This window comes from Streptomyces sp. ISL-98 (genome assembly GCF_018614055.1).
Classification (GTDB): domain Bacteria; phylum Actinomycetota; class Actinomycetes; order Streptomycetales; family Streptomycetaceae; genus Streptomyces; species Streptomyces spiramyceticus.
The window spans coordinates 76,464-90,517 of sequence record NZ_JAGGPB010000004.1; the positions used below are offsets into that span (position 1 = coordinate 76,464).

Annotated in this window: 14 protein-coding genes; 9 read left to right on the top strand and 5 right to left on the bottom strand. The window is 69.8% G+C overall.

What is annotated here, in order from left to right; all coding sequences use genetic code 11:
• Window positions 1-3: 3 nt before the first annotated feature.
• From J7I98_RS03580 to fabF, 3 genes are all read left to right on the top strand, one after another.
• A complete protein-coding gene (locus J7I98_RS03580; RefSeq protein WP_214916955.1) occupies window positions 4-1,005 on the top strand; it encodes a ketoacyl-ACP synthase III in 1,002 nt (333 codons plus the stop codon).
• A gap of 72 nt (window positions 1,006-1,077) precedes the next feature.
• Complete coding sequence (locus tag J7I98_RS03585; protein WP_214916958.1) at window positions 1,078-1,326, top strand: acyl carrier protein; 249 nt, start codon at window positions 1,078-1,080, stop codon at window positions 1,324-1,326.
• A 78-nt stretch (window positions 1,327-1,404) separates the two neighbouring features.
• Window positions 1,405-2,676, top strand: a complete 1,272-nt coding sequence (gene fabF, locus J7I98_RS03590; protein ID WP_214916961.1) for a beta-ketoacyl-ACP synthase II — start codon at window positions 1,405-1,407, stop codon at window positions 2,674-2,676.
• Between the two features lie 78 nt (window positions 2,677-2,754).
• Here fabF and J7I98_RS03595 read toward each other — a convergent pair whose 3' ends face one another.
• A complete protein-coding gene (locus J7I98_RS03595; RefSeq protein WP_214916964.1) occupies window positions 2,755-3,249 on the bottom strand; it encodes a DUF3145 domain-containing protein in 495 nt (164 codons plus the stop codon).
• A gap of 344 nt (window positions 3,250-3,593) precedes the next feature.
• On the opposite strand from J7I98_RS03595, the gene J7I98_RS03600 reads away from it, so the two are divergent.
• Window positions 3,594-4,508: an SGNH/GDSL hydrolase family protein gene (locus tag J7I98_RS03600; protein ID WP_214916968.1), complete on the top strand. Its 915-nt coding sequence runs from the start codon at window positions 3,594-3,596 to the stop codon at window positions 4,506-4,508.
• Between the two features lie 241 nt (window positions 4,509-4,749).
• Here J7I98_RS03600 and J7I98_RS03605 read toward each other — a convergent pair whose 3' ends face one another.
• The gene (locus J7I98_RS03605; RefSeq protein ID WP_308377663.1) at window positions 4,750-7,230 is read right to left on the bottom strand and encodes a glycoside hydrolase family 3 C-terminal domain-containing protein; all 2,481 of its coding nucleotides are present in this window, start codon (window positions 7,228-7,230) and stop codon (window positions 4,750-4,752) included.
• A gap of 145 nt (window positions 7,231-7,375) precedes the next feature.
• On the opposite strand from J7I98_RS03605, the gene J7I98_RS03610 reads away from it, so the two are divergent.
• Window positions 7,376-7,951, top strand: coding sequence for a TetR/AcrR family transcriptional regulator (locus J7I98_RS03610; RefSeq protein ID WP_214916971.1), 576 nt, complete (start codon window positions 7,376-7,378; stop codon window positions 7,949-7,951).
• A gap of 53 nt (window positions 7,952-8,004) precedes the next feature.
• Window positions 8,005-9,273 carry a pyroglutamyl peptidase gene (locus J7I98_RS03615; protein WP_214916974.1) on the top strand — a complete coding sequence of 423 codons (1,269 nt, stop codon included), beginning with the start codon at window positions 8,005-8,007 and terminating at the stop codon, window positions 9,271-9,273.
• Here the strand turns inward: J7I98_RS03615 and J7I98_RS03620 are convergent.
• Complete coding sequence (locus tag J7I98_RS03620) at window positions 9,251-9,859, bottom strand: LysE family translocator (protein WP_214916978.1); 609 nt, start codon at window positions 9,857-9,859, stop codon at window positions 9,251-9,253. The genes J7I98_RS03615 and J7I98_RS03620 overlap by 23 nt on opposite strands.
• A 59-nt stretch (window positions 9,860-9,918) precedes the next feature.
• Between J7I98_RS03620 and J7I98_RS03625 the strand changes: the two genes are divergently transcribed.
• Complete coding sequence (locus J7I98_RS03625) at window positions 9,919-10,665, top strand: carbon-nitrogen hydrolase family protein (RefSeq protein WP_214916991.1); 747 nt, start codon at window positions 9,919-9,921, stop codon at window positions 10,663-10,665.
• Here the strand turns inward: J7I98_RS03625 and J7I98_RS03630 are convergent.
• Window positions 10,655-11,443: an EI24 domain-containing protein gene (locus J7I98_RS03630; protein ID WP_214917004.1), complete on the bottom strand. Its 789-nt coding sequence runs from the start codon at window positions 11,441-11,443 to the stop codon at window positions 10,655-10,657. The genes J7I98_RS03625 and J7I98_RS03630 overlap by 11 nt on opposite strands.
• Window positions 11,444-11,872: 429 nt before the next feature.
• On the opposite strand from J7I98_RS03630, the gene fabV reads away from it, so the two are divergent.
• Together fabV and J7I98_RS03645 are read left to right on the top strand one after the other, a co-directional pair.
• Window positions 11,873-13,081 carry an enoyl-[acyl-carrier-protein] reductase FabV gene (gene fabV, locus J7I98_RS03640; RefSeq protein ID WP_214917052.1) on the top strand — a complete coding sequence of 403 codons (1,209 nt, stop codon included), beginning with the start codon at window positions 11,873-11,875 and terminating at the stop codon, window positions 13,079-13,081.
• Window positions 13,082-13,098: 17 nt separating this feature from the next.
• A complete protein-coding gene (locus J7I98_RS03645) occupies window positions 13,099-13,242 on the top strand; it encodes a hypothetical protein (RefSeq protein ID WP_214919189.1) in 144 nt (47 codons plus the stop codon).
• 131 nt (window positions 13,243-13,373) lie between these two features.
• On the opposite strand, the gene J7I98_RS03650 is transcribed toward J7I98_RS03645, so the two are convergent.
• Window positions 13,374-13,877, bottom strand: a complete 504-nt coding sequence (locus tag J7I98_RS03650) for a GNAT family N-acetyltransferase (protein WP_214917066.1) — start codon at window positions 13,875-13,877, stop codon at window positions 13,374-13,376.
• Window positions 13,878-14,054 lie beyond the last annotated feature (177 nt).

The following is a 14,054-nucleotide window of genomic DNA, read 5'->3' on the forward strand; positions in this document are numbered from 1 at the left end:
AGCATGTCGAAGATCAAGCCCAGCAAGGGCGCCCCGTACGCGCGGATCATGGGTGTCGGCGGCTACCGCCCGACCCGTGTCGTGCCCAACGAGGTGATCCTCGAGACGATCGACTCGTCCGACGAGTGGATCCGCTCCCGCTCCGGCATCGTGACCCGCCACTGGGCCTCCGACGAGGAGACCGTGGCCATGATGTCCGTCGAGGCCGCGGGGAAGGCGATCGCCGACGCCGGGATCACCCCCGAGCAGGTCGGCGGAGTCATCGTCTCCACCGTCTCGCACTTCAAGCAGACCCCGGCCGTCGCGACCGAAATCGCGGACAAGATCGGCGCGAACAAGCCCGCCGCCTTCGACATTTCAGCCGGATGCGCCGGCTTCGGTTATGCCCTGACCCTCGCCAAGGGAATGGTCGTCGAAGGCAGTTCCGAGTACGTCCTCGTCATCGGCGTGGAACGGCTTTCGGACCTGACCGACCTGGAGGACCGCGCGACGGCCTTCCTGTTCGGTGACGGTGCGGGCGCCGTCGTCGTCGGCCCCGCCACGGAACCGGCCATCGGCCCGACCGTGTGGGGTTCCGAGGGCGACAAGTCCGACACGATCAAGCAGACCATTCCGTGGTCGGACTACCGCGACAGCGAGGTCGCGAGGTTCCCGGCCATCACGCAGGAGGGCCAGGCGGTCTTCCGCTGGGCCGTCTTCGAGATGGCAAAGGTCGCCCAGCAGGCGCTGGACGCGGCCGGGATCACCGCAGATGATCTGGACGTCTTCATTCCGCACCAGGCGAACATGCGGATCATCGACTCGATGGTGAAGACGCTGAAGCTGCCGGAGCATGTCACGGTCGCCCGCGACATCGAAACCACCGGTAACACCTCGGCCGCCTCGATTCCGCTCGCAATGGAGCGGCTCCTGGCGACCGGGCAGGCGAAGAGTGGCGACACCGCGCTCGTCATCGGCTTCGGGGCGGGTCTCGTCTACGCCGCGACGGTCGTTACCCTCCCCTAGGCGGGTCCGGAACCTTTCGGGCCTGCTGTTTTACCAATTCCCTCTCTGTTCAAACACCGAAGGAGCGCCACAATGGCCGCCACTCAGGAAGAGATCGTCACCGGTCTCGCCGAGATCGTCAACGAGATCGCCGGTATCCCCGTCGAGGACGTCCAGCTGGACAAGTCCTTCACCGACGACCTGGACGTCGACTCGCTGTCCATGGTCGAGGTCGTCGTCGCCGCCGAAGAGCGCTTCGACGTCAAGATCCCCGACGAGGACGTCAAGAACCTCAAGACGGTCGGCGACGCTGCCGGCTACATCCTCAAGCACCAGGCCTGATCCGGCCGATCGTGTGTCGCCACCCGGCGGTGGCGCCGTAAAAATTCAGCACCCTCTACACGTGGAGAAAGAATTCCTGTGAGCCCGACCAATCGCACCGTGGTCGTCACCGGTATCGGCGCAACAACCCCGCTGGGTGGCGACGCCGCATCGACCTGGGAAGGTCTGATGGCGGGACGATCCGGCGTCAAGCCCCTCGAGGGCGAGCGCTTCGCCGAACTGCCCGTCCGTATCGCGGCCCTGGCGGCCGTCGACCCGGGCGACGTACTGCCCCGTCCGCTGGCCCGCAAGCTGGACCGCTCGGCGCAGTTCGCGCTGATCGCGGCGCGCGAGGCGTGGGCCGACGCCGGTTACATCGACAAGGCCGGCGAGGACACCAAGATCCAGCCCGAGCGTCTGGGCGCGGTCATCGCGTCCGGCATCGGCGGCGTCACCACCCTGCTCGACCAGTACGACGTGCTGAAGGAGAAGGGCGTACGCCGCGTCTCCCCGCACACCGTGCCCATGCTCATGCCGAACGGCCCCTCCGCCAACGTCGGCCTCGAGGTCAACGCCCAGGCGGGCGTGCACACCCCGGTCAGCGCCTGCGCGTCCGGTGCCGAGGCCATCGGTTACGCCGTCGAGATGATCCGTACCGGCCGCGCCGATGTCGTGGTCGCCGGTGGCACGGAAGCGGCGATCCACCCGCTGCCGATCGCGGCCTTCGCCAACATGATGGCGATGTCCAAGAGCAACGACGAGCCGGAGAAGGCCTCGCGTCCGTACGACACCGGCCGTGACGGCTTCGTCCTCGGCGAGGGCGCGGGCGTCGTCGTCCTGGAGTCGGCCGAGCACGCCGCCGCGCGTGGTGCGCGGGTGTACTGCGAGGTCGTGGGCCAGGGTCTGTCCGCGGATGCCCACCACATCGCGCAGCCCGAGCCGAGCGGCCGCGGAATCGCCGCCGCGATGCAGAACCTGCTGGACGACACGGGGCTCAAGCCGGCCGAGATCGTGCACCTCAACGCGCACGCCACGTCGACCCCGCAGGGCGACCTCGCCGAGGTGAAGGCGCTGCGCAAGGTCCTCGGCGACGACCTCGACCACGTGGCGATCTCGGCCACCAAGTCGATGACCGGTCACCTGCTGGGCGGCGCCGGCGGCATCGAGACCGTCGCGACGGTCCTGGCGCTGCACCACCGCATGGCCCCGCCGACCATCAACATCGACGAACTGGACGGGTTCATCGGTGAGGACGGCGCGGACATCGTGCGCGACAAGCCGCGCAAGCTGCCCGAGGGTTCGATCGCCGCGATCAACAACTCGTTCGGCTTCGGCGGCCACAACGTGGTCCTGGCGTTCCGCTCCGTCTGATCCGCATACGCCGAAAGGCCCTGCCGGGACGCTCCCGGTGGGGCCTTCGTCGTACGTCGCACTGGGGGTGGCGGGGCGTCAGACGACCTGGTGGAGCCAGCGGACCGGTGCGCCCTCGCCCGCGTACCGGAAGGGTTCGAGTTCGTCGTCCCACGGCTTGCCGAGCAGCTTGGAGATCTCGGCCTCCAGGTCGGTCTCGTCCCGCACCGAGCGGGCGAGCGCGGCGCGCAGCCGGTCTTCGGGGATCAGGATGTCGCCGTGCATGCCGGTGACGGCGTGGAAGATGCCGAGTCCGGGGGTGGAGCTGTAGCGCTCGCCCTCCGCCGTCGGGCACGGCTCGGCCGTGACTTCGAAGCGCAGCAGATGCCAGCCGCGCAGTGCGGAGGCGAGCTGTGATGCGGTGCCTGGCTGTGCCTGCCAGGAGAACTCGGCTCTCCAGGTGCCGGGCGAGGCCGGCTGCCTGATCCAGTCGAGGTTGACCCGCACACCGAGTACGCCCGCTACTGCCCATTCGACGTGCGGACACAGCGCGCGCGGTGCGGAGTGAACGTACAGAACTCCACGTGTCGTCACCGGGACCTCCAGTGTGGGACGAGGTTCGCCTTCCCCAGCGGCCTCGCGTCCGTACCGGTCGCGGTCAGGACAGCACCAGACATCCTGCCCCAATGGCCACATTCGGGCCGGCTCCCGAGGTTGTCAACAGTAAACAGCATCGGGAGTTAATCTCCTGAAAAGGGACAGTATGTGACGTGATGTAATTTACCGGATCCGGTCGGCGTGGCGCCTCTGGTTCGACGGGGGAAAAGCTACCGTGCGGCGGCGTCCGACGGGTGACGTACTGTCGGTCCGAGGGGCCTGAAATTCATAGCTTTCACTCGCCAGGACGCCATGTAAGACGCCATGGAGGGGAACACGGGATGCGGGACAGCCATCTCAGCCGCCGGTCGCGCGCCGTCGTCGCCACTGCGACGGCGGCGCTTCTTGTACCGCTCGGCGTGCTCGCGGGCTGCGACTCGGGGGACGCGTCGGGCCACGGCGGTTCGTCGGCGGACCAGCGGCCGTCCCCGAGGCCGACGCCGGCCTGGGACCGCAGTCCGGAGTCCATCGCCGCTGTTGGGGACTCCATCACGCGCGGTTTCGACGCGTGCACGGTACTCGCGGACTGCCCCGAGGTGTCCTGGGCGACAGGCACCGACAAAGACGTACGCAGCGTGGCGTGGCGCCTGCTCGGAGGGACGGGGGCGGCCGGACGCAGCTGGAACCACGCGAAGTCCGGGGCACGGATCGCCGATCTGCCGGAGCAGATGACGCAGGCCGTGGCACAGAAGCCGGAGTTGGTGACCGTCATGGTGGGCGCGAATGACGCCTGCCGGGACAGCGTGTCGCACATGACATCGGTGGCTGACTTCCGGACATATTTCGAGACGTCGTTGAAGAAGCTGCGCAGCGAGCTGCCGAAGTCGCAGGTGTACGTGTCGAGCGTGCCGGATCTGAAGCGGCTCTGGTCCGAGGGGCGCGGGAACGCGCTGGGCAAGCAGATCTGGAAGCTGGGGATCTGCCAGTCGATGCTGGGTGACGCGGACGCCATGGACACGGCGGCGGTGACGCGGCGCGACGCGGTGCAGGAGCGGGTCGTCGCGTACAACAAGGTGCTCAAGGACGTGTGCGCCAAGGACGCCCGCTGCCGGTACGACGGCGGGGCGGTCTTCGACTACCGGTTCTCCGGCAAGCAGTTGAGCCACTGGGACTGGTTCCACCCGAGCAAGAACGGGCAGGGGCGGCTCGCGGAGATCGCGTACCGGAACATCACGGCGAAAGAGCCTCCGGAATAAGCACTATTGAAGCGCCGGGCCTTTTCTATCGGATTGCCTGACCGCCGGTTTCCGGCGTGTCGCCGGCTGCGTGTCGCGCTCTTGCTGCCCGCACGGCCGAGAGGGCTTCTGTATCGGCAGATGAAAAAGCGCCGACGGCCAGCCGCTTCACCCGTCCGGCGCCCTCTCCCGAGGCCTGCCCCTGAGCAGGACGGACACTCCGGGGGCGGGCAGGGAAAATGCCCGCCCCCGTCGGCCTGTCTCAGGCCTGGACGTCCAGGGTGGCGCTGAGGCGGCTGTCCGCGATGGAGCGGCCGGCCCGGACCTCGTACGAACCGGGGACGAGAGACCAGGAGTTGTCCCGCTCGTCCCAGATTTCAAAGGCGCGACGCGGAAGCTCGATCTCCACCTCCGCCGATTCGCCGGGGCCGGCCTCCACCCCGGCGAAGCCCGCCAGCCACCGCACCGGCCGTTCGGCGGAGTCCGACTGCGGGGCCAGGTATACCTGGACGACCTCCCGGCCGGTGCGTGAACCGGTGTTGCGTACGCGGACCTTGGCCGCCGCAGGGGTCACCTCCAGGGACTCGTACTCCCAGGTGGTGTAGCCGAGGCCGTGGCCGAAGGCGTACGCGGGGGTGGCGCCCGCCTTGTCCCAGGCGCGGTAGCCGATGAAGAGGCCCTCGGCGTAGTGCAGTTCGCCGTCTCGCGGCGCTACGTCCGCCACCGGCACATCGGCGAAGGAGACCGGCCAGGTGGTCGGCAGCCGGCCGCCCGGCTCCTCGGCGCCGAGCAGCACATCGGCGAGCGCCGCGCCGCCCTCCTGCCCCGGGAACCAGCCGAGCAGCACCGCGGCCACGTCGTCGCGCCACGGCATCTCCACCGGGGAGCCGGAGTTGACGATCACGACGGTGTTCGGGTTGGCGGCGGCGACCGCGCGGACCAGGTCGTCCTGGCGGCCGGGGAGGCGCAGGTCGGTGCGGTCGAAGCCCTCGGATTCGACGCTTTCCGTGGTGGCGACCACGACAACGGCGGTGTCGGCGTCGCGGGCGGCCTCGACCGCTTCGGCGATCAGTTCGTCGGCGTCGCGCTGCGGCGCTCCGTGCAGGAACGAGAACATCACCGCCGGGAGCGGCGCGGCGTCTGCCTTGTCGACGGCGTGTACGAGCGAGACCTCGACCGGCTCGCCCTCGGTGAGGCGGGCGCGGCCGCGCTCGGCCGGGGCGCCGAAGAACGCCTCGAAGGGGTCGGACGCGTCCGACATCGGCTGGACACCGTCGTAGAGGACCTCGCCACCGACGGTCAGGGTGAACGCGCCGATGCCGCGGGTGCCGAAGGCGTGCTCGCCGCTCTCGCGCGGGGTGAAGGTGCCCTTGACCTCGACGCTGTGGAGCGTCTCGTGGGTGACTCCGTCGGGCAGGTCGTTGCCGATCCACTGGACCTGGCCGCCGGGGAGGGAGCGGCGGCCGATGACGTGGCCCGCGGCGTCGCGGCAGACGGCCCGGAGCTCGAAGCCCTTGTCGGCGGGGCCGAGTTCGTCGCTGGGGTCGGCCCCGACGGCGTACGTCAGCGTGCCGGCGGGCAGTGCGGCGGCGAGGCCGTCGAGCGGGGCGACGACGCGCTCGGGGAAGACGGTGGCGGAGCCGCCGCCGAGGACGCGGGCGTCGCGGGCGGAGGCACCGACGAGTGCGAGCTTGCGGATCTTCGAGGCGTCGATGGGGAGTGCCGGCCGGCCGTCGCGTACCTGGTTGCGTACGAGGACGAAGGCGCGGCGGGCCACCTCGCGGGCCAGCGCCTGGCCGTCGACGGTCTCCGGCAGCTCGCTCACCACGGCGGGGGCGCCTTCGAGGAGGCCGACGCGGGCGGCGAGCCGCAGGACGTTGCGTACGGCTTCGTCGACCACGGCCTCGTCCACCTCGCCCGCGCGGACGGCCCCGGCGAGCGCCTCGCCGTAGACGGTGACGGGGCCGGGCATGGCGACGTCGAGGCCGCCTTCGATGTCGCCCCGGGTGGAGCGGGCGGCCATCCAGTCGGACACGATGTAGCCGTCGAAGCCCCATTCGCCGCGCAGCACCTCGTTCTGGAGGTAGCGGTGCTCGGTCATGGTGACACCGTTGACCTGGTTGTACGCCGCCATGATGCCCCAGGGGTGGGCGTTCTTGACGATGGCTTCGAAGGGGGCGAGGTACAGCTCGCGCAGGGGGCGCGGCGTAATGATGTTGTCGACGGTGAAGCGGTCGGTCTCGGCGTCGTTGGCGACGAAGTGCTTGACGGTGGTGCCGACTCCGCCGTCCTGGACGCCCCGGACGTAGCCGGTGCCGATCTCGCCCGTGAGGAACGGGTCCTCGGAGTAGCACTCGAAGTGGCGGCCGCCGAGCGGTGAGCGGTGCAGGTTGACGGTCGGGGCGAGGAGGACGTGCACGTCCTTGCGGCGGGCCTCCTGGGCGAGGAGACGGCCGGCGCGGCGGGCGAGCTCCGGGTCCCAGGTGGCGGCGAGCGCGGTCGGGGACGGCAGTGCGACCGACGGGTCGTCGGCGGTCCAGCGGACGCCGCGGACGCCGACCGGGCCGTCGGACATGACGAGGGACTTCAGGCCGATCTCGGGGAGTGCGGGGAGCGACCACATGTCCTGGCCGCCCAGGAGGCGGGCCTTGGCGTCGAGACCGAGCTTGCCGAGCGCCGCCTCGACTGCCGCGTTACGGGCCTGCTCGCCTTGTGCGTCCTGGGTGGTGGGCTGGACTGCCACGGGCCGTACCTCCTCGTTGAGTCGTGCTGGTTCCTTTTCATCGTCACTCGTTTACCTGTAGAACGGTAGGCTTTGTTATCTACTCGTAATTATTGGCGATGGCGTACCGTCCTGCCAGCACGTACGAGGGGAAGGAACCAGGACCATGGCCAGGGCCAGGAGCGAGGAGCGGCGGGCGGAGATTCTCCGCGCCGCCCTCGAAGTGATCGCCGAACGCGGCTACCGGGGTGCGTCGCTGAGCGCGGTCGCCGAGCGCGTCGGCCTGACCCAGCAGGGGCTGCTTCATTACTTCCCCACCAAGGACGCATTGCTCGTCGCCGTCCTGGAGGAGCGCGACCAGTGGGACACGGGGGGCGCGGGGCGCAGCTCCGAGGCCTGGCGGCTGGACCTGCTCGACCCGCTCGTCGAGTACAACGCGATGCGGCCCGGTGTCGTACAGACCTTCTCGGCGCTCCTCGGCGAGTGCGTCACCGAGGACCACCCGGCCCGGGAGTTCTTCACCCACCGCTACGCGCAGGTCCGCCAGGGCATGGCGGCCGCCCTGCGCGGGGAGTACGGCGAGCGGCTGCCGGGCGGGCTGACGCCGGAACAGGCGGCGCCGCTGGTGGTGGCGGTCATGGACGGGCTGCAGTACCAGTGGCTGCTCGACCCGGGGTCGGTCGACATGCCGGCTGCCTTCCGTGACTTCCTCTCCCTCCTGCAACACGAGCCCGCCCCGTAGCGCAAGTCACCGGCGTACGGGGATACTTCCGCCACCCGACGGAAGGATCACCTGTGTCCCCGATACGCCCCGGGCGCCACGCACTTGGCGTCGCCCTTCTCACCCTCGTGCCACTTCTTGGGACCTCGCTGCCCGCGGGGGCGGCGGAGCCGACGTCTCCCGCAACGGTCGAGGAGCAGCGGCTGGACCGGGCCGTGCCGCAGGAAGTTCTGCGGCGGAGCGGATTCGACGCGGTGGCGCCCGACTTCGGGCAGGCGCTGCGTGGGGCACGGTCGTACGAGGCGGCCGAGCGGGCCGTCGTACAACACGGATCGCGGCTGTGGCAGCGGTCGGTGGACCGGGCGCAGGGGCGGGGCCCGGCGGGCGGTGACCTCAGCAGGGACGACGACCGGCCGCTGTACTGGGCGCGGCTGGGCATGACGCGGGAACTGCGGCAGTGGCAGGCGTCGTTCGGGCTGCCGGACGGGGAGCGCGCGAAGCTGCTGGACCGTCTCGAACGGTCGTCGCGCGGCCAGGACGCGATCCGCTTCCCTGCGGGTCAGGGTGCCAAGGGCATGAAGCGCATCCTGATGACGGGCTTCGACCCGTTCACGCTCGACCGGGACGTCCGCATCAGCAACCCGTCGGGTGCGACGGCGCTCGCCCTGGACGGCACGGTCATCCGTACCGCCGACGGCCGCCTCGCCCGCATCGAAACCGCCGTCTTCCCGGTCCGCTGGCAGGACTTCGCCGACGGTACGGTCGAACGCACGCTGCGGAGTGAGCTGCCGCGCGTCGACGCGTTCACCACGGTCAGCCAGGGGCGCGTGGGGCGGATCGACATCGAGCGCACCAACGGGGCGTGGCGCGGTGGCTTCCCGGACAACGAGAACGTCTCGCGCACGGAGACCGTGCCGGTCGCCGATCCGGCGTCGCAGCCCCAGTGGACGTCGACCACGCTCCCGTACAAGGAGATCGTGGCCGCCGACACCGGTCGCTTCCCGGTGTACGACAACACGTCGGTGACGGAGATCCCGGCGGGCGAAACCGCGCCCGTGGTACGCCCACAGGGCCCGACCCCCGGCTCGTCGGCCCGCGCCGGGGGCGGCGGCAACTACCTCTCCAACGAGATCGCCTACCGCGCGACGCTGCTGCGGGACCGGCTCGGGCTGGACGAGTTGCCGGGCGGGCATGTGCATACGCCGGTGCTGGAATTCGGCGCGGGGAATACGTCGGAGATCACGGACCCCGCGTTCGTACGGAACCGGCTGGACATCATTGCGCAGGTGCGGGCGATCATCGGCGTGGCGGCGGGCAAGCTCAGCGAGCGAATCCGAGGGTGACACCGAGGCCGACCAGCACCGAGCCGATGGCACGGTTGAGAGCCTTCTGGCGGCGCAGCATGGCGGCCCGCAGCCGGGAGTCGGAGAAGAAGAGCGCGATCGCACCGAACCAGCCGAGGTGGGCGGCCGACATGAACAGGCCGTAACCCGCCTGCTGCCACATGGGGGTTCCGGGCCCGACCACCTGAGTGAAGGTCGAAACGACGAAGAGAGTCGTCTTCGGGTTGAGCACATTGGTGAGGAACCCGGAGCGCAGCGCGCCGACCGGTCCCAGCGCCGGCTTCGACGACAGGTCGACGGTGAGGTCGGCGCGCGCGATGAAGGTCCGGACCCCGATGTAGACGAGATAGGCCGCACCCGCCAGCTTGATCGCGGTGAAGAGCTCGGTCGACGAGGCGATCAGCAGCCCGACGCCGAGCATGGTGTACGTGACGTGGACGAGGACGCCCGCGGCGACTCCGGCGGCGGCGAACAGGCCGGTCGTACGCCCGTAGAGGCAGCTGTTACGGACGACCATCGCGAAGTCGGCGCCCGGGCTGATGACTGCGAGGAGGGTGATGACGGCTACGGCTATCACTTCGGTCATGGCCCCGATGCTCACGCCCCGGCGTCCGGCGATCAACCGCTTTCCGGATACTGGTCCGCATGATCATCGCAGCGGCACAGTTCACGTCCGAGCCGGGCTCCGTCGAAGCCAACGCGGGGCGGATGGCGGCGTATGTCCGGGAGGCAGCCGGACACGGAGCCCGGATCACGACTTTCGCGGAACTCGCGCTGACCGGCTACGAGCTGGAGCTGCTCACGAAGGACCCGCCGCTGCTGGTCACACCGGACGACCCGCGTCTGGAACCGATCAGGGCGGCCTGCCGCGAGACGTCCACGGCGGCGGTGGTGAACTGCGCGGCGTCGCCGTCGAACAGTGCCGACTGCCCCTCGGGCAACCTCCCCACCATCACGTCCTTCGTCTTCGGCCAGGACGGCGGACTGCTCACGCGCTACGACAAGCAGCACCTGTACGAGGCAGAGGGCGAGATCTTCTCACCGGGCACGGGCGACGGACGCTTCGAGCTGGACGGCGTACGTTTCGCCCTCGCGACATGCTTCGACAACCACTTCCCGGAGCTCGCGGAACGGGCGGCGGCCGACAAGTGCCAGATTTACCTGGCGAGTTCGCTCTACTGGAAGGGCAACGGCGAGCGGGAGCGCACCGCCGTCTACCCCTCGCTGGCGAAGGACCACGGCCTGTACGTCGCCCTGGCCAACCACGTGGGCCGGTCCGGCCCGTACGACGGCTGCGGCCTGAGCGCGGTGTGGGCCCCGGACGGTACGACGATGGCGGAGGCCGCGCCGGACCGCCCGGGCTCGGCCCTGGCGGACGTACTTACGCGGTAACGGAAGCCGCAGCGACACCGTCGGCATCGGCCGACGGCTCCTCCAGCAGATCCCGCGCCATAAGCGTGGCGCCGGCCACAGCGCCGGGCATCAGGAAGACGGCAACCAGCGGAACGAGGAAGGCGAGCGTCAGCGGAACGCCGAACCCAAGAGTGAGCATGCGACGCCCGCGCAGCAGCGTCAGCCGCTGCTTCAGCTCGACGCCGCGCCGCTGAAGCGCCACCGCCGTGAGCTCCTCCGCAAGGAAGAACCCGGAGACGCAGAAGCCGATGACGGGCACGACGGTCTGGCCGACGACGGGGATGAACCCGCAGGCGAAGAGCAGGACGCCGTACAGCACCACCCGGGCGAGGACGCGCACGCTGTCACGCGCCGAGATCCACAGCTCCCGGATCAGCGGCAGCCCGGACTCGGGGGCGGTCCCGTCCGGGGACACGGAGCGGTCGACGCGCTCGGACAGCGACTCGTAGAAGGGCTGCCCGACGAGGAGCGTCACGGCGGTGAAGGTGATCACCGCGAGGAACAGCGCGAGGGCGAAGACCAGCGCCGTCAGTGCACCGCGGAAGAGGCCGAGCCAAGGGGAGCCCCAGTCGTCGGCGAAGGGGGTGGCCCAGGCGGTGAGGTCATCGGCCCCGTAGATCAGCCCGACCAGCGCAGCGAGGTACAGCAAGAAGGTCACAAGCCCGGGCAAAAGCCCAAACCCGTACGCCTTGCCATGCCGGCCAGCCCACCGCTGGCCCTTCATCAAGTAACCGAAACCCACCCCGAGATCACGCATGGAACCAGCCTATCGGCGCGAACGCCTGACGCTCCCCCCTGCCCCCCCAGCAGACCGGCGCCACCACCGGACACCGGGCCGCCCCGCTGATCCCCGTCCCGTCCCTGCCGGCCCGTACCGGCCGCACCAAGGCGGCGAGCAAGAAGTGAGCGTCGCTACGGCCGCGGTGACCGTCGAAGCCCTGTCGTGGATCACGGGCCGTGTACGCGTCGAGTGTTCCCGGCCTGAGGCGTTTGCTGGAGCGCGACTTGGGCGTGGACAGCCTCGCTTTGCTCGAACTGGTGGAAACCCTCCAAGCACGTCTGGACATCGTTGTGCCCGATGAGGTCACCGCCCGTATTGGAAAGATCGCAGACTTGCAGGATGCGGTGGCCCATCCGACGGCCGCCGCGCCCTCGACCTCGACGACGACCCCAAGGATCCGACAGCGTGAGCGAAACCGTCATCACCCCCCGCAGCCGCGGCTTCCTCTTCCTCGACTCGCACCCGGCAGGCTGCCAGCAGCTGGTGGCCGACATGTGGCAGGCCGTCCCCACCCCCGCCCAGCCGCCGGCCGACGACGGACCGGTGGCCCTCGTGATCGGATCGTCGGCCGGCTACGGACTCGCGGCCACCATCGCCGGCCTGGCCCGCGTCGGGATCCGTGGCATCGGCGTCTGCTTCGAGAAGGAACCCGGGCGGCGCACCGGCACGGCTGGCTGGTACCGCACCGCTGCCACCGCCGAACTCGCCCGACAGCACGGCCGGGACATGGTCTTCCTCAACGGCGACGCCTTCTCCGACGCCATGAAGACCGAGGTCGCCGACCTGCTCGAGAAGCGCTACGGCGGCCGACTGGACTACCTGATCTACTCGGTGGCCGCGCCCCGCCGAACCGACCCGGACACCGGCCACACGTATGCCTCTGTCCTCAAGCCGATCGGCGAGTCGTACCGGACCAAGACCCTCGTCTTCGACAGCACCGCAAACCCCGAGGTCAAGGAGGTGGAAACCGAACCGGCCGACGGCGACGACATCGAGCAGACGACCGCCGTCATGGGCGGCACCGACTGGGAACGCTGGATCGACCAGCTCGCCGAACGCAACCTGCTGGCCGACGGCTTCACCACCGCCGCCCTCTCCTACATCGGATCCTCGCTGACCGCAGCGATCTACCGCCAAGGCACCATCGGCGCCGCCAAGGCTCACCTCGAAGCCACGGCCCGAACTCTGAACGAGCGCCTGGACAGGCTGGTCGGCGGCCGCGCTGTCACCTCGGTCAACGGCGCGGCCGTCACCCAGTCCTCCACCGCCATCCCCGGCATCGCCCTCTACGTCGGCCTGCTGCGCGGCGTCCTCGGCACCGACATGGTCCCGCCGATCGACCAGCTGACCGACCTGTGGGACCAGCTCACCGGAGCCCGCCCGCTGACCCTCGACGACGAGGGGCGCGTCCGCCTCGACACCTGGGAACTCGACCCCGCCGTCCAGGCCGCCGTCACCCAGCGGTGGACCGCCGCCACCACCGACACCATTACCGACCTGGCAGACCTCGACTGGTTCCACAGCGAAGTCCAACGCCTCTACGGCTTCGCCGTCCCCGGCATCGACTACACCGCGCCCGTCGCCACCGATATTCCCTGGCCCACCGCCACCTGACCATCTGGAGGAACGCCATGCGCCTGCCCACCGACGACACCCTCATCCGCCGGCAGCAGGACCTCGAAACAGCGCTCACCGCCCTCGCCGACGGCGAACTGCGCTCGACACCGCCCGGATCAGCGAACCGGCAGTCCATGACGCTGCCGCCGCATACCTGATCCGGCCGAGCAAGCGCGCCTGCTGGGCATGGCGTTCCTCCACGCCGCACACACCCTCAACGCCGACGCCGATGTCCACTCCGACGACCTGACGGCGGCGAATGCGGATGGCCGGGGACTTCGTGCTGCAGTTACCGGTTCAGGCCAACGCCCAGCGTGCGGCTGTAGCGCGTGCCCGGGCGGCCGTCCAGCACGATGTCTTCGACCGGGGCGAAACCGGTGCGGGTCAGGACGGCCTTCGAGGCCGGGTTGTCGGTTGTCGTGACTGCGGTGAGTGAGGTGAGGTTGTAGTCGGTTGCCGCTCGCTTGCAGATGTCCCGTACTGCCGTGGTGGCCAGGCCCTGGCCTGCGGCTCGCTCGGCCATTCGGTAGCCGAGCTCGGCGGTTCCGGACGCCGTGATGTCGATCAGGTTGATGCGTCCGAGGATCGCGTCGCCTTGATCGTCCAGCAGGACATGGAAGTGGTGCAGCCCGGCGGCCTGTTCGGCGAGGATCGCGGCGTGGCGGGCTTCGAAGTGCTGGAAGTAGTCGTCGCCTCGGTCGGGTATCGAGCGGGCGAAGTACGCGCGGTTCTCCCGCTCGAAGGCCAGGAGCGCAGGCGCGTGATCGGCTCGAAGGCGTGTCAGGGTCAGCACAAGTGGAAGATAGCGCGTTGACAGGTGGCCCGGCCGGTGGCTGTAATGGGGCGCGTGTCGCGTGACGCCGGCCAAAGAGCAGTGGGCAGGCCGGTAGTTGGGCGAGCACCTTTCATCTTGGGACATGCCATGAGTTCATACTCCGCACCCCCCTTCCGCCTGACGTAAGCGCCTTCG

Coding starts and splice junctions, on each gene's coding strand:
- J7I98_RS03625 (WP_214916991.1), top strand. CDS start 9,919: ATGATCATCGCAGCGGCACAGTTCACGTCCGAGCCGGGCTCCGTCGAA.
- J7I98_RS03645 (WP_214919189.1), top strand. CDS start 13,099: ATGCGCCTGCCCACCGACGACACCCTCATCCGCCGGCAGCAGGACCTC.
- J7I98_RS03610 (WP_214916971.1), top strand. CDS start 7,376: ATGGCCAGGGCCAGGAGCGAGGAGCGGCGGGCGGAGATTCTCCGCGCC.
- J7I98_RS03580 (WP_214916955.1), top strand. CDS start 4: ATGTCGAAGATCAAGCCCAGCAAGGGCGCCCCGTACGCGCGGATCATG.
- J7I98_RS03620 (WP_214916978.1), bottom strand. CDS start 9,859: ATGACCGAAGTGATAGCCGTAGCCGTCATCACCCTCCTCGCAGTCATC.
- J7I98_RS03600 (WP_214916968.1), top strand. CDS start 3,594: ATGCGGGACAGCCATCTCAGCCGCCGGTCGCGCGCCGTCGTCGCCACT.
- J7I98_RS03585 (WP_214916958.1), top strand. CDS start 1,078: ATGGCCGCCACTCAGGAAGAGATCGTCACCGGTCTCGCCGAGATCGTC.
- J7I98_RS03630 (WP_214917004.1), bottom strand. CDS start 11,443: ATGCGTGATCTCGGGGTGGGTTTCGGTTACTTGATGAAGGGCCAGCGG.